The sequence below is a fragment of the Serratia sp. H1w genome (assembly GCF_000633355.1).
Lineage (GTDB): Bacteria > Pseudomonadota > Gammaproteobacteria > Enterobacterales > Enterobacteriaceae > Chania.
The window spans coordinates 10,505-33,489 of the sequence record NZ_AYMQ01000049.1 but is presented as its reverse complement, the minus strand read 5'-3'; the positions used below and the strand labels follow the sequence as shown (position 1 = coordinate 33,489).

The 22,985-nt window shown below is 51.2% G+C and carries 15 protein-coding genes, 1 tRNA gene and 2 pseudogenes; 14 read left to right on the top strand and 4 right to left on the bottom strand.

Going from position 1 to position 22,985, the window contains the following annotated elements; all coding sequences use genetic code 11:
• Positions 1 to 202: 202 nt before the first annotated feature.
• Positions 203 to 1,195 (top strand): acyltransferase, encoded by a 993-nt coding sequence (locus U869_RS0110560; protein WP_025122229.1) that lies wholly within the window; start codon positions 203 to 205, stop codon positions 1,193 to 1,195.
• Here the strand turns inward: U869_RS0110560 and U869_RS0110555 are convergent.
• Together U869_RS0110555 and U869_RS0110550 are read right to left on the bottom strand one after the other, a co-directional pair.
• On the bottom strand, positions 1,192 to 2,109 hold the full coding sequence (locus U869_RS0110555; RefSeq protein ID WP_025122230.1) for a GlxA family transcriptional regulator: 918 nt from the start codon (positions 2,107 to 2,109) through the stop codon (positions 1,192 to 1,194). The two genes, U869_RS0110560 and U869_RS0110555, sit on opposite strands and share 4 nt — an antisense overlap.
• A 2-nt stretch (positions 2,110 to 2,111) precedes the next feature.
• Positions 2,112 to 2,663 (bottom strand): cysteine hydrolase family protein, encoded by a 552-nt coding sequence (locus U869_RS0110550; RefSeq protein WP_025122231.1) that lies wholly within the window; start codon positions 2,661 to 2,663, stop codon positions 2,112 to 2,114.
• Between the two features lie 213 nt (positions 2,664 to 2,876).
• Between U869_RS0110550 and U869_RS0110545 the strand changes: the two genes are divergently transcribed.
• Complete coding sequence (locus tag U869_RS0110545; protein ID WP_025122232.1) at positions 2,877 to 4,223, top strand: esterase-like activity of phytase family protein; 1,347 nt, start codon at positions 2,877 to 2,879, stop codon at positions 4,221 to 4,223.
• A gap of 70 nt (positions 4,224 to 4,293) precedes the next feature.
• Here the strand turns inward: U869_RS0110545 and U869_RS0110540 are convergent.
• Together U869_RS0110540 and U869_RS0110535 are read right to left on the bottom strand one after the other, a co-directional pair.
• Positions 4,294 to 4,617, bottom strand: a pseudogene (locus U869_RS0110540) (ISNCY family transposase); the annotation flags it as partial.
• A gap of 634 nt (positions 4,618 to 5,251) precedes the next feature.
• Positions 5,252 to 5,836, bottom strand: a complete 585-nt coding sequence (locus U869_RS0110535) for a DJ-1/PfpI family protein (protein WP_025122234.1) — start codon at positions 5,834 to 5,836, stop codon at positions 5,252 to 5,254.
• 173 nt (positions 5,837 to 6,009) lie between these two features.
• Between U869_RS0110535 and U869_RS32190 the strand changes: the two genes are divergently transcribed.
• The 12 genes and pseudogenes from U869_RS32190 to U869_RS0110485 all read left to right on the top strand — a co-directional run bounded on the left by U869_RS32190 (position 6,010) and on the right by U869_RS0110485 (position 22,982).
• Positions 6,010 to 6,104, top strand: a tRNA-Sec gene (locus U869_RS32190).
• Between the two features lie 156 nt (positions 6,105 to 6,260).
• Positions 6,261 to 6,713 (top strand): Arm DNA-binding domain-containing protein, encoded by a 453-nt coding sequence (locus U869_RS0110530; protein ID WP_025122235.1) that lies wholly within the window; start codon positions 6,261 to 6,263, stop codon positions 6,711 to 6,713.
• Positions 6,700 to 7,914, top strand: coding sequence for an integrase arm-type DNA-binding domain-containing protein (locus tag U869_RS0110525; protein WP_025122236.1), 1,215 nt, complete (start codon positions 6,700 to 6,702; stop codon positions 7,912 to 7,914). The genes U869_RS0110530 and U869_RS0110525 overlap by 14 nt, the downstream gene beginning before the upstream one ends.
• A gap of 679 nt (positions 7,915 to 8,593) precedes the next feature.
• Positions 8,594 to 9,550, top strand: a complete 957-nt coding sequence (locus U869_RS30595) for a hypothetical protein (RefSeq protein ID WP_025122237.1) — start codon at positions 8,594 to 8,596, stop codon at positions 9,548 to 9,550.
• 73 nt (positions 9,551 to 9,623) lie between these two features.
• Positions 9,624 to 10,874 carry a tRNA-guanine transglycosylase DpdA gene (dpdA, locus tag U869_RS0110515; RefSeq protein ID WP_025122238.1) on the top strand — a complete coding sequence of 417 codons (1,251 nt, stop codon included), beginning with the start codon at positions 9,624 to 9,626 and terminating at the stop codon, positions 10,872 to 10,874.
• Positions 10,871 to 11,998, top strand: coding sequence for a DGQHR domain-containing protein DpdB (gene dbpB, locus U869_RS0110510; protein ID WP_025122239.1), 1,128 nt, complete (start codon positions 10,871 to 10,873; stop codon positions 11,996 to 11,998). Before dpdA ends, dbpB begins: the two co-directional genes overlap by 4 nt.
• Positions 11,999 to 12,121: 123 nt before the next feature.
• A pseudogene (locus tag U869_RS32385) lies at positions 12,122 to 12,232 on the top strand (IS481 family transposase); the annotation flags it as partial.
• Between the two features lie 246 nt (positions 12,233 to 12,478).
• On the top strand, positions 12,479 to 15,649 hold the full coding sequence (dpdE, locus tag U869_RS0110505; RefSeq protein ID WP_025122240.1) for a protein DpdE: 3,171 nt from the start codon (positions 12,479 to 12,481) through the stop codon (positions 15,647 to 15,649).
• 5 nt (positions 15,650 to 15,654) lie between these two features.
• The gene (dpdF, locus tag U869_RS0110500; RefSeq protein ID WP_025122241.1) at positions 15,655 to 18,210 is read left to right on the top strand and encodes a protein DpdF; all 2,556 of its coding nucleotides are present in this window, start codon (positions 15,655 to 15,657) and stop codon (positions 18,208 to 18,210) included.
• Complete coding sequence (gene dpdG, locus U869_RS0110495; protein WP_025122242.1) at positions 18,194 to 19,099, top strand: protein DpdG; 906 nt, start codon at positions 18,194 to 18,196, stop codon at positions 19,097 to 19,099. Before dpdF ends, dpdG begins: the two co-directional genes overlap by 17 nt.
• Entirely contained in the window at positions 19,099 to 22,188 is a 3,090-nt protein-coding gene (dpdH, locus tag U869_RS0110490) for a protein DpdH (RefSeq protein ID WP_025122243.1), read from the top strand. Before dpdG ends, dpdH begins: the two co-directional genes overlap by 1 nt.
• A complete protein-coding gene (locus U869_RS0110485; protein ID WP_025122244.1) occupies positions 22,185 to 22,982 on the top strand; it encodes a hypothetical protein in 798 nt (265 codons plus the stop codon). Before dpdH ends, U869_RS0110485 begins: the two co-directional genes overlap by 4 nt.
• Positions 22,983 to 22,985: the final 3 nt, after the last annotated feature.

Below are 22,985 nucleotides of genomic sequence, written 5' to 3'. Positions count from 1 at the left end.
TGTGCTGCGCTCCCCTGAGTTATAACCTCTTGTTAACATTTTCCTATACCCGTCGTCTTTCAAGCTGTAGCGTTGTTACCTGCACTTACCCACCTCAGTCACTTACAATAGTAAGCTCCTGAGGATGGGTAAGCTTGTCGCCTAGCTACAACTTGAAATCCATAGGGTATATGACAGAATTATAGGCAACAGACGGGCACTGATGAGCAATAAAATTGGTTGGATAGATAATTTGCGTGCGCTGGCGTGCATGATGGTGGTGATGATCCACGCCACCACTTACTACGTCACCAACGGTTTGGCGGTGGGGGAACATAACTGGGATATGGCGAACGTCTTGAACTCGCTTTCCCGGGTGGCAGTGCCGCTGTTCTTTATGCTTTCCGGCTTTCTGTTTTTTGGTGAGCGCAGCGCCAACCGGAAACATTTTATCCGCATTGCCTGCTGTATTTTGTTCTATAGCGTGATTGCCCTGATTTATATTGCCTGCTTTACCCGCATCGGCTTTTGGCCCTCGCTGCGCGCTATTCTGTTTAAACCGGTGTTTTATCATCTGTGGTTCTTTTACGCGATAACGGTGATCTACCTGCTTTCACCCTTGATCAGCGTAAAGCCAGTTTCTGGCCGCTATCTGGCGGGCGTCATCGTCATTCTGGCGATTATCGCCAACCCCAATACCAGCAAGCTGAGTCTGGACAATGTGCGCCTGCTACCGGTGAACCTGTATATCTATGGCGATACCTTCTATTACCTGCTGTATGCCCTGGCTGGGCGGGCAATTGGCATGATGGCAACCCAACGGCGTGGCATCAGCCTGGCGGCGGCGCTGGGGTTTATCGTGAGCGTGATATTGATTATCCGTGGCACCAAGAGCCAGATGTTTATCAACGGCAGCTTCGCCGATACGTTTTATATGTACACCGGCCCCTTGGTGTTTGTGGCGGCGGTGTCGCTGCTGGTGTGGTGCAAAAACTGCCTGCCCAATCCGATCGGCTGGTTAAGTGTGATCTCCCGCCATTCACTGGCGATCTACGGTTTTCACGCCCTGATCGTCAACCTGATGCGTAACCGACATTGGGAGTTTCCGGCTTACCCGTTGCTGGATATCTTCTGGGTGTTTGGCATGGCGCTTGGCGTGAGCCTGCTGCTGTCGATGGGATTACAAAAAGTAGATACCCGGCGGCTGGTGTCTTAAGCCTGCCAGCGCTGCTGTGCCCGCCGCAGTTGGCGGCCAGAGGAGAAGCCTGCGGTTAGCGCGGCTTTTTCCAGACCGTAGCCCTGTTGCAGCCGTTGCTGTGCGACCGCCAGCCGCAACTGTTCATGGTATTCCCGCACGCTGATGCCAATATGCAGGCGAAACAGCCGGGCCAGGTGGCGGCTGCTGACATGTGCTTTTTCGGCCACCTGGGGAACCGACCATTCGGCCTCCGGTTCGGCGGCCATCACGTCCTGCGCCCGGTGTACGGCAGGATGCAGATGATTGCGGTGGCGCAGCCAAGGGGAAAGCTGTGGGTCGTCACCGGAGCGACGGAAATACACCACCATCTCGCGGGCAACCTCGAGTGCGCGGTCAGCACCGCAGTGTTGATTGACCAAATGCAGGGCCAAGTCGATACCGGCGGTGATGCCTGCGCTGGTAAATACGCCACGATCCTCAACAAAAATACGGTTTTCCTTCACCAGTGCGGCCGGGGCCTGCTGGCGTAGGCGCTCGATCACGGCGTGATGGGTGGTGCAATGATAGCCGTCGAGCAACCCTGCCTGGGCAGCCAACAGCGCGCCGGAACAGACACAAACCAGGTCGAACTGCCGCTGTGCCAAAGCAGGGCGCAATGTCTGGAGCCAGGTTCGAGCCAGAGCCGCTTCATCGTTGGCAAAGTAACGGGCCGAGTCCGCCACCCCTGGTATCACCAGAATATCGCCTTCATCCCATTCCTGCGGTAACGGGGCCAACTGGCTAATCGTCATGCCGATGGAGCAGGTAATTTGCGGCACCGGGCTGACATAGTGCAGTTGGAACTGCCCAGACAGCCGCAATACCTCTGCTGGGCCGCTGACATCCAGTAACAGCACGTTGGGGAGCATCAGAAAGTAAACGGCCCTGGACATGGTTATTCCTGCGCAAGTTGTGCCAATGCCTGATCGACGTTGGCGATCGTGGCAAAGCGATCGACCAGCACGGTTTCAGTATGCCGCTTTAACTGCTCGGGGGTAAAGAGGCTGCCGTCTGGATGATGCATCGGGAAAGTGAGCGTGGCTTCGGTCACAAACGTCACTTTATAGCCCAGATCCGAGGCGACGCGGGTAGTGGTTTCGCAGCATTGCTCGGTACGGATACCGCTGATAATCAGATGGTTGATCTGACGTTCGCGCAGCCAGGCATCCAGGCCAGATTCGGTCAACGCATTGTGCACCCGTTTGTGTACCGTAACCTCGGCCTGATGGCTCAGAAACGGCAGACGTTTCACATAGCCGGATGCCAAAGAGAACGGCCCTTCAGGCGAGACGTGGAAGACATCGACCAGCGGCACACCCTGTTGCTGGCAACCAGCGATCAGGCGGCTCAGCGCCTGTTGAAACGCAGGCAGATCGTCTTCCTGCCAGAACGGGCGGTGTTGAAAGGATTGTTGAACATCGATGATCAATAGTGCGCTATGTGACATTTTCGGCCCTCCATATTTTGGTGTAACGCCATATTGGGCCTGTAATGAGTCTGAAAGAAGGCCAAAATCGGCCATCATGATGGCAGTAACGGACGGGATGATGCATCGCTTTTCATGCCAGTGTTTTCGCACATAATATTTCTGTCATTACTGCTCCCTATAGTGGCGTTGCTTTTTACCTTTGGGCAAAACGATAACCAGGGAGTACATAATATGCATAATTTACCTTCCCGTTTGACACTGCTGGCCAGTTGCCTGGTGTTCAGTACCACGCTATGGGCGCAGGCTCAGGAAGTACCTGCCGTGCTGGCTGGGCATGCCGTATTACCGGTGAAGTCCAGCGTTACGGCACCGCAGGATGCACCAGCCGATCTGCAACAGAGTGGTAAATACACCAGCGGTAAGCGCATCACCGAACTTGGCAGCGTGGCGGGCAAATCAGCCGATCGCCTGACCGGCATCGGGCTACCTATCAATGGTCAACCGTTGCAGGGGCATTCCGGCATCAAACATATGCCGGATGGCACCTACTGGGTGCTGACCGATAACGGCTTTGGCAGCAAAGCCAACTCGCCGGACGCCATGCTATATCTCAACCATTACCGTATCGACTTCAAGGAAGGTACGGTAACGCCGCTGAAAACGTTGTTCCTGCACGATCCCGATAAAAAAGTGCCGTTCCATATCGTCAATGAAAGCACCGACAAACGTTATCTGACCGGCAGCGATTTCGACCCGGAAAGCTTCCAGTTTGCCGACGATGCCTTATGGATCGGCGATGAATTTGGCCCTTACCTGATTAAAGCGGATTTAAATGGCAAGGTATTGGCGGTGTTTGATACCCAGGTTGATGGCAAAGTGGTGAAATCGCCGGATAACCCGACGCTGACGCTGCCTGGTGCGCCGGACGGCAAGCAGAACTTCCAGGTCGCGCGTTCCAAGGGGTTTGAAGGCATGGCGGTGTCACCGGATGGCAGCAAGCTGTATCCGATGCTGGAAGGGGCGCTGTGGGACGGTGAGCAGTTTGAGAACGTGGCGGGCAAACGCTACCTGCGGGTGCTGGAGTTTGATGTCAAACAGCAGGCATGGACTGGCCGCAGCTGGCAGTACGTGTTGGAAGACAACCAGAACGCCATTGGTGATTTCAATATGATTGATGCCACCCACGGGCTGGTGATCGAGCGTGATAATGGCGAAGGCACGGCGGATAAAGCCTGTGCGGCAGGAGCGCCGACCGATAACTGCTTCAGTCAACTCGCGAAATTTAAGCGGGTGTATAAAATCGCGTTTTCCGACACCAATGTCGGCAAACCGGTAGATAAACTGGCGTATATCGATTTGATGAACATTCAGGACCCGCAGAAGCTGGCTCGTAAGCCGCTGAATAACGGCGTGCTGACCTTCCCGTTCTTCACTATCGAGAATGTCGACGTGGTGGATGACAGCCATATCATCGTGGGGAACGACAATAACTTCCCGTTCTCTTCCAGCCGTGAACCCAACGTGGCGGATGATAACGAGTTTATTCTGCTGGATGTGAAGGCGTTGCTACAGCCGTAAAGTTGTCCTTTATCTCCATTGCCTTCTCCTGATTAGGGGAGGGCTTTTTTATCTCGGAGGAAAATAAAACTCAGCGGCGGATTTGTGCCAGTTCGTCTTCACTCAGGCCAGTCATTTTCATGGCGGCGTTGTGATCGAAACCGTTCTGTAGCATGGCACGGGCAATTTTCAACTGAGCATAGCGCTCACCTTCTAAATAACCTTCTTGTCGAGCTTCTTGTCTACCTTCCTCTCGGCCTTCTTGTCGACCTTCCAGTCGACCAAGCTGAAGGCCCTTCTCCATACCCTTCCGTTCGAGCTGTTGTGCAATGGTCATCAGTGTGTCCCCATGTTACGGCACTTGCTGTGCCAACTGGCGTACAAAGGCTTCGGCGTCTGACGTTTCGCCCGCCTCTCAATTAATTTATCTGAGGAGAATTTCGTTGGGTTTGTATTCAGGTCATCTATTAATTTGTTTGGTTTTTTATTAATGGCGGGAGGTAATAGAGGTTTTGTGTGTGGCACATCCATAAGAAATTCCCTCTCTGTTTTAGCATGGATCCCATGAAGGTACTGCATGGTGTTTGAAATCACATCAATTGTGGGCCATCTAAAACAACAGGGGAAGTCGTATAGGCAACGTTACGGTTCTTTCAGTCGATATTGCTACTTTGATCGAAAATATTTGCCAGTAAACATTCATTAAATAGCTGCATTGCTGTCAGATTTAATAATCTTCGGTAAAGGGTCAGTCTACTTTCGCACTTCTTTTTTGTGGTTAACATAAATGATATGTCGGTAAGGGGGGAGTTTAACTGGCGTGCTGATGACCGTGGTATTGCTGATCACTGCTTCGTCGTATCTGGCAAAACAGTTACGGGTCATTGTTATGCGTTGATAGCAGTTAAAAATAGCAAACGCGGGGTGAAAGCCTGGTACTTGGATAACGAGGGGAAGAGAGGAAACAGAAAGCGCGGTAACAATTTTCGCTTTCGGCATCTGGGCCGGAAACGCTAACTGTGCCGCGCCTAGTTAGCAGGCGGTGGCGATTAATGCACTGCCTGTGGGGCTTGCCAGTTTTCGTGATAAATATGTACGGCTTGCTCTTGCGTGGTAGTGCGATCGCCGGTCAGGCGATAGGCCACGGTGAAGGCAAAATCAAACGCGGCCCCCAGCCCTTGGCCACTGATCAGATTGCCATCTTCCACAACCCTTTCAGCTACGTAGGTACCATCTTCGATTTCCTGATGCAGATCGCCAGAACAGACATAACGGCGACCTTGCAGCAGTTTGTTGGTAGCCAGCACGCGAGCAGCGGCAGAACACAGTGGGCAGATCAGCTTGGCGGCACGATCGTGGCGGCGGATAAACTCCACGACCAGCTCGTTTTCCGCCATAGCGACGGTAGCCTGTGGCCCACCGGGGATCACCACGGCGTCGTACAGTTGGTCCATGCGGCGTTCCAACAGAGCATCGGCAAACATACGCACCTGGTGATAGCTTCGCAGTTCCAGCCGATCCTGGCAGGAAAGCAGACCTACCTCTATCTCCATACGACGTAACACGTCGATCACGATAACCGCCTCGGCCTCTTCAAATCCTTCGCTGAGCAGGACGGCAACTTTCTTGGTCATAGCATCTCCAGCAATGTACGGGTTGATAACCCGGGCCCCGCTAGGGTAGCAGATAAAAAGGGGAAATTTTGGTCGGGAGGCCAAGTGTAAGAAGGGGATCGCGGAAACTCGAATTCCCCCTTAGCGGCAAGGGAGATTCGCGCTATAATCGCCCCTTGCTTCCGATTCTTAGAGGAAGATCCTCGTCCCCGGTGGGGCGGCTGGACTTCAAATCCAGTTGGGGCCGCCAGCGGTCCTGGGCAGGTTCGACTCCTGTGATCTTCCGCCATTCGACCTCTACTGAACTCTCCCAACGTCAACTAAACCCCCATTAAACCCTTGTGTATCAAGCCTTCCTTGTATTCCGAAGTCAACAGGAGTCTACTGGTATCAATATGCCCCTGGGGGCACTATTGGGCACATCGACCACTGTGGGTAAAACTACATGCCACCAAAAGAGCTAAAAATCATTAACAATCAAACAATAGCGTCACTTGATACCCGTAGTAAACCCTACAAGTTTGCTATCGGTAGGGGGCTCTATGTGCTGGTGAAGCCAACAGGCTCAAAATACTGGCGTTTGAAGTACCGCATAGACGGGAAAGAGAAGAGCCTGGCGTTCGGGACATTCCCTGCTGTCACGATTAGTGAAGCCATCAAGTTAAGGGAAGAGGCCAAAGCGAAGCTCAAAGATGGTTACGATCCCGCGATTGATAAAACTCTGGAGAGAGAACAACGTCGCCAGGAACGGGCCAAACAAGCTTTCCAGCTTTCACTCACCGAATCTGGTGGGCTGATTATCAAAACAACTAAGCAAACCCTATCGCTTACGCCGGAGCAAACTCAGGCCGTCAAAGCATTCTTGCTTTCAGGAGGAAACAACGATGCCATTAACTGATGCAAAAGTTCGGGCATTAAAGCCCAGAGATAAGCCGTACCGCTTAGGTGACGCCGGGGGGCTATACGTTGAAGTGGCAACGAATGGATCGCGTTACTGGCGCATGAAATACCGCGTTGCCGGTAAAGAGAAGCGTCTTGCCTTTGGCGTTTACCCCGATGTTTCACTGGCAGATGCTCGTGAAAAGCGCGATGTAGCCAAAAAGATCCTGGCGGCAGGCGGTGACCCTAGTGAAACCAAAAAGGCCGAGAAACTTGCTCAGAAGCTGAATTCGGAAAACACCTTTGAGGCCATCGCCCGAGAGTGGCATCAGACTAAAGCTGACCGCTGGTCACTGCGCTACCGTGATGAGATCATTGATACCTTTGAGAAAGATATCTTCCCCTATATTGGCAAGCGGCCTATTGCCGATCTCAAGCCGATGGAGTTGCTGGAAGCGTTGCGCAAAATGGAGAAGCGTGGGGCGTTGGAGAAAATGCGTAAGGTTCGCCAACGCTGCGGAGAAGTCTTTCGTTTTGCCATTATCACCGGCAGAGCTAATTACAACCCTGCTCCCGATCTCGCCAGCGCTCTGGCAACGCCTAAGAAAGAGCACTTTCCCTTCCTGACGGCTCAGGAACTGCCATATTTCCTTAAAGACCTATCTGGTTACACTGGCAGTGTCATCACTAAAACGGCAACCAAAATCATCATGCTGACGGGCGTAAGGACCCAGGAGCTGAGATTTGCACGTTGGCAGGATATCGACTTTGACAAGGGGCTGTGGAACATACCGGTTGAAGTGATGAAAATGAAGCGACCGCATGTCGTTCCATTATCAACGCAGGTTATCGAGCTGTTCAGCTCTCTTAAGCCAATTACTGGTGGCTATCCCTTGGTGTTCATTGGTCGCAACGATCAGCGTAAGCCAATCAGCAAGGAAAGCATCAATCAAGTCATCGAGCTGTTGGGTTACAAGGGACGGCTGACTGGCCACGGTTTCCGCCACACCATGAGCACAATCCTGCATGAGCAAGGGTATAACTCGGCCTGGATTGAGACACAGCTTGCTCACGTGGATAAGAACAGCATCCGTGGCACCTACAACCATGCGAAGTATCTGGATGGGCGGCGTGAGATGTTGCAGTGGTATGCCGATTACATGGATAACCTGGAGCATGATGGGAATGTGGTGCATGGGGAGTTTGGGAGTCGTGCTTAGGGTGATGTGGATTTTCTGAAAGGGACCGGCAGTGCCAGCAGTGATGCTGGCGCTGTTGGTTTTCGCGTGAGATTTTTTGTTTGGTTTCGATGAGATACGAGCCTTGAACTGGGCTTTAGATAGATGGCTCGGAGATTGTGGATTGCACGAAAGTTGATAGTGCGTTGGTATAGGGGTTACCTGGATGCTAATCTAGGGGAAGGATAGCTCTTGGGATTTTATTTAAGTGGCTTGTAAATACGGAATCAGCTAAAAATCGAAGCGCTAAGAATAAAAGAGCTTTCTTGCATAAAACTCAATACTTTTTTATAAATCAAGCATGCCGATCATACGGAGGTGCATTATGAAAACTTTCGATACACAAATGGCCATGAGTATTGTGTCACGATCTACGGGTGGGTTTAGTTATGACACTTTGGCTAGATCTTTGATTTCAAATGAAAATTTAGATAATTCTGCTGGGCTTCTTGAAGAGTGTCGGAGTTTTTGTCTTGCCTTGGAGAAGAAGGGGTTATTGCGAAGGTACAATAACTGCATGAATTCTCAAGATGAGTACTTCGAATACGTTACTCGTTGATTGATCATCCCTGAATATTTTTCAGGGATGAGTTATTCGGTTCTTGCAACAACCATTTTTCTGCGGTAGCTTTGCTACGGGAAAAATTTTTGAGGGTAGGTTGTGAGCAACATCAATCTGATAACGACATGCACGAATGGTAAGCATGGAGACAGAAATAATTCGCTGAATTTAAGTGAATATTCGTCTGGTAGGATATCTTCGAATGTGCTTATTCATTCATGGTGTAGTGCCTTACAAGAGGCTCTTTCAAAGTCAGCACTAATTTATGTTGAAGACCTTTATAAAGGAGGCCATTGGACAACTGCTAAAGCAATTTTTAAGGCTTATCATGTTGATTTATGGGTCCTCTCCGCAGGTCTTGGACTTCTACATTATAGAGATAAAGTTGTACCTTACAAAGCAACATTTTCCACAGGTCAGGAAGAATCAATTCCATTGTATTCAAACGATTATACAGGGAAGTCTTTTCATAGAACATGGTGGAAGGCAATTACCGAAAAATCGGTTTTTAAATCTTCTCATCCGGAATCTATAACGGAGTTAATGAAAGAAAAATCTCAAGAGTACTTTATTATCTGTGGTTCTCCTGATTATATCAATGCTATCGAACTTGATGTGATTAATGGTTTAGAGTATTTAGCTAACCCAGGGAAACAGTTATTGATTATAACCTCGAAAAGAGTAAATAGCAGATTAGAAAAGTATCTATTGAAAAGTGATAATAGAGTTGCAGAATGGTTAAGATGTAATATGTTAATGCTTAATATAAGTTTAGCCCAATGCGTTGTAAAAAACTTCACAATCAAACAGTTAGATGACTTAAGTGTTATTTCTCAAGAGCTATCGGAAGAGTTTCAACTCTTGCCGGATCGAGACGCCAAGAAAGGTGCTAGGCGCAGCCCTGAAGAAGTAGGTAGGTATATTTCTAGTCTTATACGACAGCAGCCAGAAATCAGTGCCACAAGGGCATTGCGCGCTTTTCGTGACTCGGGAAACTCTTTTGAAGAGAAGCGCTTTCGCACTCTGTTTAAGGTTATCTCTGGCGGCAATCCTTAATGCTCAAACTGCCATTTTATGATAAAATCCCGCGTTTTTTGAGGCTGTGTGCCGGTGTCGCAGGAGAGGTAGGTTGTCGAAGCTAAAATATTTTTTTCCTGATAGTCAGGACTTTATCGATCCCAGTTTCGACTTCGTCCGAGAAACGCGTAATGAGCACCGCGTTCGTCAACGTGATGACCACTATCCTCACGAAGTTTTTCCACATCCATATGATGGCATGCTGGTTTCAAAGGCCGTCGTGGACGGTCTGGGAGGGGGGGAGAGTAAGTATACTCGCGCCCAGCGCTTACGTTATTTTCGTAATGGCATGAAGCATTTCTTTCGACTTCCTGAAAATATGGAAACTATGGGGGATTGTGGCGCATTTACCTATGTAAATCAGGATGTTCCACCTTATCGCGTGGAAGAAGTGATTGGGTTTTACGAAACCTCTCGATTTAACTACGGTGTCTCACTTGACCATATCGTCTTCGGGTATGAAAAACCGGGTGAACCTTTTACTGGCGAGGTGTTGGCGGAGTGTCGCCGCCGGCAGGATATCACTCTGACTCTGGCGCAGGAGTTTTTGATCAAATCACAAAAGAGTTGCTTTACGCCTTTCGGTGTTGCGCATGGGTGGAGCAAAAGTTCATACCGTCAGTCCGCGGAAGCATTGCTGGCGATGGGGTATGAAAATATCACCATGGGGGGCATGGTACCGCTAAAAACGGCGCAGATTCTAGAGACCCTGGAAGAGATCAAGCCCCTGCTGAAAAGTGGTACTCGCGTGCACCTGCTTGGCATTGCTCGGCCTGAAAGTTTTGTTGATTTTATCCGCTTTGGTGTCACTAGTATCGACTCAACCACGCCCTTGCAGCAGGCGTTTAAAGACCGTAAAAATAACTACCACACGCTGGATGGGCCCGCTTACACAGCTGTGCGCGTGCCGCAGTTTGATGCTAATCCAAGCCTAAGCCGTAAAATAAAATCTGGAGTGATCGACCAGGATATTGCTCGCCATCTGGAAAAAGACGCGATGCATGCCTTATTCGAATATGATAGAGGTGCCATGTCGTTGACACTGACGTTGGAGGCGGTTCTGGCCTATGAGCGTTTGCACTCAGGTGAGAAAGAATCCGAGAAAATCCGCGCAGATTATGAACGCACCCTCGGAGATCGCCCGTGGAAGCAGTGTCAATGCAATATCTGTAAGGCTATCGGTATTAATGTCATTATTTTCCGCGGCGCGGAGCGTAACCGCCGTCGTGGTTTCCATAATATCCAGGTGCTGTACAGTCGCTTACAGCGCACATTATCACTACGCTCAGAGGAATTGTCATGAGTGAATATCGTGTTCCTGCCCTGCGCATCAGGCAGGGAGAGGAGAGGCAACTTTATAGCCTCGCGATAGAGGGTAAGCAGATCAGTAAAATCGCGGCAATTTCTCGCATCCGCCGCGGTGAGGAGAGTCTGATAGGTTATCAACGTCCGGAAGTCCGTAACCATATTCGTGAGATACAGCGTTATATCGAAAGCGTGAATGCGATGATCCCCAATCCAGTGATTATCGCGTTTGATAAGCGTGTTCGCTTCGAGCCGCTGTCTGGCAATGGTGATATGGGACATTTGGTGATCCCGTTCTCCGAAGATACTGACTATGAAAAGCCTGGTTTTATCGTTGACGGCCAGCAGCGTACTGCAGCATTGCGTGATGCGGATATTGACTCATTTATGATGCCGGTATCGGCGTTTATCGCCAACGATGCCGAAGAGCAACGTGAGCAGTTTATGCTGGTGAACTCCACCAAACCGCTCTCAAAAAGTCTCCTGTATGAATTGGCTCCGCATACCCACGGACGCCTGCCGTCGGATCTGCAGTTGCGTAAGTTCCCGTCGTTACTTACACAGCGACTGAACTTCGGTGAGGGGGCGCTGGCTGGACGCATTAAGACAGCTACTAACCCAGACGGGGTGATCGCCGATAACTCGATGATCAAGATGATCGATGCCAGCTTGCGTGAAGGAGCATTGTACCGCTTCCGTGACCCGGCCAACGGCCTTGGCGATGAAGGTAAGATGGTGAGGCTGTTGAACAACTTTTGGTCAGCAGTGGAGATTGTTTTTACCGACGACTGGGATAAAAAGCCGCGAAATTCTCGACTGTTGCATGGTGTGGGTATCTTATCTCTTGGCAGCCTAATGGACGAAATCGATCAGGTGCATCAAGAGTATCGTGGTGACTCTGACTGGACGGATGTCCCTCCAATCACCCGTTTTGTAACGGAGTTGAATCGGATTAAACCCTTATGCGCATGGAGTAGTGGCAACTGGAACTTGGGTACCGATATCGACGGGCAGCCTATCATTCGCAAATGGAATGAAGTGCAGAACCTTTCGAAAGATATATCTTTGGTCACCGACTATTTGGTGACGAATTATATTAAGATTGTGAATGCAGAAATTTGAAAAAAAACTAGAACCTTCATGTGTATTAGCCACAGCTTGATTTGATACATGTCCATAAAAGGTTGAGAGTTACCGGTTTTGATTTGGGTGTAGAATCCTTATACAAAACATGAGGTAACTCTCATCTTTCATGCTAGCAATGTCGTCATCAAACACAAAAGATGTTTGCTCAATCTGGTTGAGGAACTCAGCAACCTGTCGAAAGCCTGCGAAATCATAGGTGTCTCACGAGATAAAAAGCAACCTACGTCTTTTGTGGTGCGCTTACTCTCGAAAATAGTAAAACCATCAAACCCTCTTTTGATAAAAATCCCCCCTTGTTATATCAAAATTTTGACAAAAAATGATTAACCTTTCTTGACAATTATCAGTAAGGACAGCACTATCTTTGTATTTAGTAATGTTATACTTTGCATTTAACTATAAAAATAATTCAATAATTTCAATAAATTAAAAATACTGTACGAACGGCTAAAACTTATGGATGGATACATGCCCCTTGAAGCAGGTGATCTTGTTTACTCGCCTTATGGAACTGGCAGACTCATTCGCATTAACCATGATGATGCGCTTATTCAGTATTTTGATTCTCCAGTACATTATGAAGGCATAAATAAAAATGTCGAAATAAAATATCTTAAAAAAGCAGAGATCTATGCTGAAAGTCTGGCTTATCGCTACGACTATGAACTTGCCTACTGGCAGATTGCGCGTGTTATTGGTGTTGTCCCGGGAGGGGTGCGCCTGCATTTTCCTAATAAGCAGCAGGAAGACGTCAGCTTAAATGACATCTTTGTACGCTGGGATCGGCCCATCAGCGATGCCGCCGCCCTCCTGGCAGAGCGCATTACCTATACCCCTTTCTGGCAGGATGCCCGCCTGGCTTATCAGCATCAAATGCTGAAACAGCGCAATGCCTGCGCCGGGATCACCTCTGCTCTGGCGTCCAGTATTGAACTTGAACCCTACCAGTTGGCCGTCGCGCGCCGGGTGTTATCTGACCCCATTCAGCGCTATCTGCTGGCGGATGAAGTTGGCCTCGGGAAAACCATCGAAGCTGGGCTGATCGTGCGTCAACATGTCACGGAAAATCAGTTCACCCACTGCGTGGTGATCTTGGCGCCCAAGGTTTTGCACAGACAATGGCAGCAGGAACTTTCCGCACGTTTTCATTTGGAAGAACTGCTGAACAAGTCGATCCATATTATTGATATGGCTGCCTTCAGTGCGGAGATGTCCCTGCCGTACCGCCCCGATATGCTGGTGATTGACGAAGCTCATCAGGTCGGTGCCTGGGCATGGGACGCAGAGCATGAGCAACAGTACGCCAACGTGAACCACCTGGCGCAGCAAAGTGAAAAACTGCTGCTTCTGTCGGCGACGCCCGTGACCGGAAATGAAAAGAATTTCCTCGCCATGCTGCATCTGCTGGACTCCAAAAATTACCCGTTAACTGACACAGGCTTGCAGAAATTTCAGCAGCGTATCCAGCAGCGCGAAGAGATAGGTTCCCTGTTCTACGCGTTCAACTGTGATAACGACAACATGACATTGGAGGAGAACCTGGAGGCGTTGACCAGACTGTTTCCTGATGATGAAATACTGGGCGGGATGGCTACACAGTTGCTTCCCCATCTAGACATGATGCAACCGCTGCGGACTGAGACGCGCGATTTGCTTATCAATAAAATCCGCCACTACATCGGTAACCGTTACCGTCTGCATCATCGTCTGTTGCGCAACCGCCGCAGCAATCCCGGGATCAGCGTCCTGATGCCAGGTTTGTCCGGCCTGTCGCTAAAAAAATATACCACGGCGAACTCCAGCAACGACATGATGATCGCCTGGCGCGAATCGGCAGTAATAATGTACCCACAGGACCCGACGCTGGCTGCAATTTATCAGTTACTGTTTGAAGCAACTATTGCTACGCCGGAATTGCTGGCCCGGCTTGCAAGCTGTCGTTTACAGCAGCAGTCGCTAAGCGCTGCACAGGGCTTCCTCTACAGCGAATCACAACTCGCGCTGTTACAGCATCCGTTGTTTGACGGCGAGAAAGATATCCTGCTCGAACTGGTAGACCGCTGCAAAATGGAACGTGACAGCAAGCGTCAGCGCTTAATTGAAGTATTGGAAACACTTCTGGATAGTAACGCCAAAGAGCTCCCTTATATTGTGGTGTTCTGTGACCAGCCATGGGTAGCCGACCAGGTATTTACCGACCTGATGATGCCATTTATTGGCAAAATCCAACGCCATAACCCCGAAAAAGAAGTGCGCTTTGGTAAGGAAAGTAAATGCCAGATCCTGGTATGTGATCGCCGGGCTGAAGAAGGGGTCAATTTGCATGGTGGGCGCAAAATTGCACTACATTACGATCTGTTATTGTCGCCTAACCGTATGGAACAGCGCCTTGGGCGACTGAACCGTTACTGCGCGAATGAGAATGCGACCACCATCCTAAGCATGGCGCTGGTGAGTGAAGCTGACGATTTGCAAAACCAGTGGCTTGTCATCCTTAACGAGGTTTTCGACGTTTTTGAGGAGTCGATTGCCAGCCTGCAATACCTGGTTGATGAGGAGTTACAGTGGCTTAGCGCTCATCTTTACCCACTGGGTGAAGAGAGTATGATGCAACTCAGCGCGCGTCTGGCTGGTGAAGACGGCCGCCTGGCAGTGGAAAAGCAGAGAATCGAAATGCAGGAAGTCCTTCTGCAAATCGATGTCGATATCATAGAAGCCAGAGAGTACGCCGATGCACTGGCAGAGATCGATGAACATGAGGAGGAATTCCGCCGCTGTGCACGTAATCTGATAGGTAAAGTGTTGCGCTTCGATTTTATCCCGGATGAAGAAATCTTGGCGGCTTTCCGCTATCGCTTTAATCCGGGGGACTGGGCGACGGGCACCCTAGTTAGCCCACAGCGCTTACAAAAACACTGCCTGCTGGGTTTTGATCTAAACAAACCTGGTGGAAGTTCGCCTATAACCTGGCCACTGAGCTACAACCGCGCGGATACTACCCAGGGCAAAATCCGTCCGGCGCGCCTTGGCGAACCTTTCCATGATGCCATCCTGCGGTTGCTGGATTTTGAAGAGCGCGGCATTGCCAGTGCCGTTTTGCGCATCACACCTGGCATGGGCGATGAGCAGAAAATATTTTTCCGCTACGATTTTCTGATTGAAGCCGACGTAAACACCCCGGCGCAGCAGCGATTGGCTGACCACCTGATGCCGCCGGAAGCCATTACCCTGTGGCTGAACCAGGCCGGCGAGCAGATCACCGATGCGGACGTGTTGACGATACTGAATGAACCCTATTTCCCGCAAGAACGCGGAGGGAAGCACCTCAATCTTAATGAGCAGCGCTGGGCGCAAATTGCCCACTGCATCAGCGCTAGAGAGTGGCGGATTTGTTGCAGTGATAGCTACAGAGTCGTGCAACAACTGGCGGTGGAGCAGTTTGCTGCTCAGCAGGCCCTCAGCTTGAACCGCTTGGAACATTATCTCAGCAGCGCTGCGTTGCACCATTCTGACAAGCAGGATATCGGGCAGATTTTGCGCCGGGGCATTGCGCAGCCGAAAATGACTTGTCTGGCGACGCGCGCGTTAATCATCGCGTCAGAAGCTATATTGCACAAGGACTTGTAAAGCTGGTGAATATCACACAATTTAATGATAATTCAGTATCTTATTCAGCGCTGAGGGAGTGCCTGCTGCCGGAAGCGACTGCCGGGCGCCTCGATCGCCGGGCGTTGATCCGCGACTGGTTGTTCGAGGAGAAATATGCTCGCCACAACGATAACGAACTTACTGTCCCTGATGACCTTCACCCCGACTGGCCAAGTCTGGAGGAATGGGAAGCTAGCGGTGTTCACTGTCAGCGGTTGGGGCACACCTTTTTATTGAGTGCTGGCTCTGCCTGGTGCCCGCAGTGGTTGGAATACGGGAACAGCGCGCCTTTTCTCGCCAGCGACCAGCAGCAACTATGCCGGCAGGATACCCAAGTCCCGATGGACCACATCCTGCGTCCAGTGTTGAAGTTTGATAACTACCAGGCACCGGGACAGCGTGATGCGGTACGCCGAGCACTGTTCGCCCCGCCGGGCAGTACGCTGCTGGTGAATCTGCCCACTGGTACCGGGAAAACTCTGGTGGCGCAGGCGCTGGCCCTGACGGCTCCTCCACAGGGGGCACTGTGCCTACTGATTGCACCGACCACTGCGCTGGTAATGGAACTGGCCCGTCGTTTCCGCGAGTTGCTGACCGACGCTGGTGGAAGAGCAGAATCGGTCACCGCCTGGTATAGCGACTTACCGGCGCAGGAAAAAAGTGATACCTATTTGCGTATCAGAGCGGGCGAGCAACGGCTGATTGTCACCTCTCCTGAAGCAACATGTAGTTCACTGCAGTTCGCTTTGTTTGAAGCAGCGAAACAGGGGGGGCTGCGTCATGTTATCGTAGATGAAGCGCATATTGTCGCCAGTTGGGGTAACGATTTTCGTCCACACTTTCAACAGCTTGGTGGTTTGATCCGTGGATTAAAACGCGTCAGTCGCGCAGCGCAACGGCCACCGTGTTCCACGCTGTTAATGAGCGCAACCATCACCGAAGCCAGCCGCAAGACATTACGCGACACCTTCGACCAGCAAATGACAGAGGTCCACGCCAGCCATTTGCGCCCTGAGCCAGCCTACTGGTGCTATCGTGCGGAAGACCACCGCGACAAACGGGATAAAGTGCTGCAGTCACTGGCCCATGCACCACGCCCGTTGATCCTCTACGTGACGCGGCCGGAAGAGGCAGAGGAGTGGGCACAGGTTCTGCGTGTACAGGGGTATCAGAGACTGGCTACATTCACCGGTGATACGCGAGATGCCACACGTCAGAGCCTGCTGGAACAATGGAATAAAAATCAGCTGGATATCATGATTGCCACCTCGGCGTTCGGCGTCGGCATGGATAAAAATGATGTGCGCACGGTGATTCACGCCACCGTGCCAGAAAATATGGACCGCTTCTACCAGGAAGTGGGCCGTGGCGGGCGCGATGGCTTTGCCTGTACCTCGTTGTTAATTTACCAGAAACAAGATTTAGTTCAGGCGAAAAGCCTGTGCCGGCAACATTTGATAGGCATTGAACTGGGTCTAGAACGTTGGAAAAAGCTGTGGGCCAGAGCCGAGTGTGTCGGTGATAATCTGTATCGCATCAATCTGACGATTATCCACAAGGGCATCAATTTTCAAAGTAAAAAAAATTTTCTATGGAACCTTCGTACCATATTAATGATGGTGCGTGCTGGGGTGTTGGAGTTAGATTCCGATTTGGAAAATCCACCGGATAAAAGCACGTTTACTGATGTTAGCGACTACGAAGAGGTGCTAAGGCAGATTTCGGAAAAGAACCAAAATTCGTTAGTGGTGCGCATCCTTATTAGTGGACATACCAATGAAGAACTTTGGAAAACCAAAATAATCCCTTCCCGTAAACAGACCAGTCAGGCTTCACTGCACAACTACAACGCACTGATAAATTGGTTGCAAAACCCGCAGCACAGTCCGCTGTGTGAGATACTTGTGGACCTTTATACGTTGGCGGAGTTTATCCCAGGCCACGCTTGTGGCGGTTGCCCTGCGTGCCGCGATCGTCAGGTGCTTAATAGAAGCTATCTGATCCCGCCGCCTCTGCTGCTGAACCCGGTTGCGACCACTGAGCAGGTGTTAAGCCGCTGGCAGGCGCTTAGCGGTTTACCGTACGCTAGTTGCTTTATTACCTACCCACCGGTGATCGACGATGAGTGGGAACGTGAGGGTTGGTATCAGCGAGTCGCGATATTACTAGTGCAGTTACATCGAGCCGGGGTTGTCCAACGCGTCCGGGCGGAGAGTGACCTACTGCACAGCGTGTTCGGTGCCATTCCACGCGGTGAACGCCTGACCTTGCTAAGTGATGAGTTGCCTGTAGAAAGCGAGCTAACGTCGGATAACGATGTAATGGGTGAATTGGCGGAGCTGGTAATTCCCACGCCAGAATCCTGCGCGAGAGGCTACCTGCCGCCGTTTAACCCGGCACAACTGCAACTGACGCTGACCCCGCATGATATGCCCGATCTCCATCATCCCAGCAAGGCGCATTACGTTCATCTCGATAATCACAATTGGATCACCATCGAACAACTTCAAAGGAAACTAGACCGTGTCGATTATCAATAATGCTCATGGTGGCAGCCAGTATGCCGTGCTGGCCGCGTTTTATCAGGTGCTGAAAGGCAGCCCGAGAAACACACTGCCACGTGAAAAACTAATGGCGCTCTGCGCACCGACAACGTTGCAAACCGGAGACTCGCAAAATGCGCGCGGTAAAGCGCCCCAGGAATTAAGGGCATGGTTGGAACTGGGGATACTGACTGAGGCAACCGTTGGCGAGACCGATGAGATAAGCCTCAACACGAACTATTTCAGTTCAGAAGATATACCGTTGCGTCAGGCGGTCCGCCGCTGTTTGCAGGCTGCGGAGAATAACCGCGACTTGAGCTTACGGGATGAACGCGCCGTTGACCTCACCCTGCTGGCAGCGCTACTGCTAGCGCTGGATGTCTATCAGAACGCAGAAATCAGTTCGGGCAGCCTTGAAGTGCTGGTAAGCAAGTTCATGACCGACTTTCGCATCAACAGCAACGAGGTTGCTGTTGTTCCCGGTTATCTTAGCTGGCTAGGTTATGCCCAGCAAATCACCCGTTCTAGTTACGCTATCGACCCCACCGATGCCATCCGTGAGGAGTTGCCGTTCCTGATGCACCCCGGTGAACAACTATCCATCGACGAAGCGTTGCAACGCCTTAATCGGGTACTACCAGTGCTGGACGGCGGCAGCTATCGCCAGCAGGTCGAGGAACGCATCAGTCTGCATGGCTGGCAACCGCTCAGCGCTAACCGCTTTTCCACCTCGCTGTCGCGCGCGCTGCTGCGGCTTCAGCTCTCTGGAATAATCAACATGAAGGCAGAGTCTGATGCCAGTGGCGCTATGCAGTTAATAGGCCGGAACGGCAGCGTGTTGCGTACCGTGACTCATCTGACCTTCACTGGCACAGGAGTTCGGTGATGTCACAACTACAGAGTTACTGGCCCAGCGAAGAGAACGTTACCGCCTGCATTCTGACTGAGGCCGAATCTTTGGCAGACAGCCAACTACTGGCTGTACATGAACCAATGCGCCTCGACCGTGTCGAGTTCCACACTGGGAAGATCACCCCAGTGGGTGAAGGGGCTCTGCTGGACTTTTTGCTTGAACACAATCGCCCGTTGCCTCTGATTGGCGCCTCCGGTGTCGGTAAATCCCACCTAGTGCGCTGGATCCATGCGCAGCTCAAACGTCGTGTAGATCACGCTAAATACCACATCATTCGCATCCCGAAAAATGCGTCGCTGCCGCGTGTGCTTGCTACCATTCTGGAAGACCTCAACGGTGAACAGTACCAAGGTATTCGCGAAAAGGTAAATGGGGTCGGGCAGCAACTAATTCCCAAAAACGTAGCTGAACATATTGCCCTCAAGCTGCGCCAGGCGCTGAATGCAGCCTGGACGGCTGCCGTAGAAGAAATTCAGCAGGAGAAAATGGGGAAAATTCAACTGGACGAAAGCAGAAAAAAACTGCTGAAAGAGATCCAGCAACACGCATCATCAGCCCGACTACCCGCGCTGTTTTTTGACAGCGTGATGACCCAGTATTTCACTGTTCCTGGTACATGCCTGCACAATATCGCGCTGCGTTTCTGTCATGGCGCTGACGACGACAGCATTGCGAATCTACGTTATGAGATGTCCGCGGAGGACTTCGCTTTTAGCGGCATGAATCAAAAGCAAATCTCACCTGTAGTTAGTGCTTATCTGGTCAGCCAGCAGTTGCTCACCAAAGTTGAAAATCGGCAAGCGGCGGCCAGAGTAGTCAACGAAGTTATCAATACCGCTTTGGGAGATACTTTCGGCGAACTGTTCAGCTTCAACCGGGCGAGTTTCCAGGACCTAATGAGAAAGATCCGCAGCCAACTGTTGGCCGAGGGTCGCAACTTGATCTTGCTAGTGGAAGATTTAGCCGCCACCTCGGCAATTAAGGATGTGCTGATCGACTGCCTGCTGGAAGAGGAGGAGTACGAAGGAAAAAAGGTGATGTGTACCCTGCACTCGATTATTGCAGTGACAGAGGGTCACGACAACTTTAAGCGCCACCGCAATACGCTGGGTACCCGTGCCCGCTATGAATGGGTGATCCAGCAGCAGCACGCAAGTGAAAGCGATGACGCGCTGAAAAAACGTGTTGTTGACTTCTGCGGCCGTTATCTCAACGCCGCTCGCCACGGCGTAGCTGCGCTGGAAAATTATCACCACCAGCAGGGCGCGCAGTGCTATGAGCAGATCCCGGTATGGAAGGATCAGGAAGTGTTGGAAAACGAATCCGCTATGCCCGTGCTGAACAGTTTCGGTGTCAGTAGCTATGGTCATCCGCTATTTCCTTTTAACCCTGCGGCTATCGGGCAATTGGTTGAACGCCACTGCCATAACAAAGAATACGGGTTGGTTTTTGTCCCGCGTGATATTCTGGACGCTATCTTGCGTATACCGCTGAAAAACTATCGCCAGAGTTATCTGGGCGGGCAATTCCCGCCGCAGGGGTTTGAAAACATTGTGTGCGGCCAGGAACTTCAGCAGCAGGTGCGCTTGTCCGGCGTCAGCCAGCCTGAACGAGTTAATTCGTTGCTGGCGGTGTGGGGGGGAAACAATGTAAACCTGGCAGGTTTGACACCCGCTATTTGTGAAGAGTTCGGCCTGCCCCAGGCGGCTGAACTGCTGGGTGATCACCTGCCACCACCTCCAACTCCGTTACCAATCTCAACTAGTACAAACCCCGTCACGCCACTACCACCTCCTTTACCAATACCAATACCAATATCTGCTGAGCCAGCATTCATTAAGGACTGGCAAGTCGTACTGGAAAAATGGAACCAAGGCAACACGCTCGATCAAACCAGAGCCCGTGAGATCCGTAAGTGGCTCCTTGAGGCACTAAATGCCCGTATCGACTGGACAACAGAGCTGATCCAGATCTCACTCATGGCCAGCTCAACAAAAATTCAGGGAAGAATCCACCTACCACGTGTGCTGGTGGGAAATCAGTCTCGTCCGCTTGTCACACTTGAAGACATTCCCGAGCTATATAGTGCCTGTTTGGCAATGGCCCGTTTCTCCTACCACCAAAGCTGGGACTACAACGGTAGTGAGATCGATTTTGCCTCTTTCCATAACTTCTTAGATCGTATAGAGCCGGAAATAAAACGCAGAGTGTTAGAGGAAGAACGCGAAGAGCTTTCCAGTATTGTCAAAAGCCTGCAGTTGAGTGGTGCATTCCTTGGGCTGGATGGAATTTCGTCTCCAATCGCGACCACGCTGGTGCAGGCTCTGTTAACGGAACCACAGGCCGCAAACAACAGCCATCCGCTGCTGGATGGGTTCTTAACCGAGGCGCGCGCTACCGTGATCAATGAGCACCTCAACCTGCGCGAGCGTTTAATCACGCTCACCGCTGTGAAGATATCAGGCGCACAACAACCTTACGCTATTGGCGGATTAATGCTGGTGGACGCCGCCAAAAACCAGCAATGTAGCGCAGGGAAACAGCCGGGCAAAATCCATGAAGTCAAAAACAGGCTGCCTGCCTACCGTAATCGGCTGCTGAAGACGCAGGAGGATATCATTGAACGCCTGAGCGATGGCAATAGCGCTAGCCTGGCGACGGTAAACCTCTGCGACACTATGAGGGAGATAGTAGGGTTGGCGAATAAAGCGGACGTCGCGCGCCCAGTGGGTGAAACCGTACCGGAATTACTGAAACTGTTAAAGGGCTGGAAAGAGCAGGAGCTGAAAAATATTATCAGGCAACTGACGAAATTGACGCTGCCAGACGATAACCCAAAGCTACTGATGAGGGAGATCCTCGCCATCAACGGCAACCAGTACGAGGCGTTTCGACAGTTGTTGGAGGCATGGGGCAAGTTCGAAGACGCTACTGGCGACTATTTGCAGCGGCGTAGCCGCGACGAGGGTGGCGACCAGATTGTGGCTGCCGAACACGAAATTACACAAATCCTGGCAGAACTGACAGAGCGGTTAACACATCTGGAGGAGAACGTAGCATGAGTGAAGTAAACATCAGTGAAGCGGTAACCTCCCCTGTCGTCGCCCACGAGTTGAAAGAGAGCAGTGTTTTCGCACTTCGTAGCAGCGAATTTAAAGCGCGACTAGAGCGCCATCAGCAGTTGGAAAGGGCCCAGGAGATACGCGACAGCCTGTTGCAGGTAGCACGCAGAATCGAGGCCCCGGCGAAAAAGCTGGAGCAGAGCCTCACTAGCTACCTGCTGCTGCGTCAAGTCCGCGACAGTGAGAGCGGTGAACCCATTGTCGGCATGTTTGACCGCGAAATCTTTGGCCATCCTCAGACTCTTCTGACAGCCTTTCAGCAGCAGTACGCGACGCATAAACACGATGTTGCCCAAGTCCAGGAGTTTGCTCTATTGGTCTTGGAAATTGAGCGATTAGCTGGTGGGCTCAGTGATCACACCAGCGCCGCGTGGCGCAACTATACCCGCACGTTAAAAGCGCAATGGGAAGTGGACCAGAGACTGTTCATCAACCTCGCGCATCAGGAAGGACAACGAAAAGTACAACAGCATTACAGTGATCTGGTCGCTCAGTTCACCAACATTAGCCGTGGGCTGCCAAAAACCGCTGATGAAGTTGAGGCTGTACTTGCCGTGCATGAGAAACTCTGCCAGCAGCGTGACGCACTCAATCTGGACGTGCCGGAAGAGGTCAAACTCTTCCTTAAAGCGGTCGCCGGGCAAGGTGCCACGCTCGATATGCTGACGTCCAATGTGTGCAACTGGCTGGCGAAAGAAGACGATCCGACGCGCTATCGTATTAAACGCCTGTAAGGA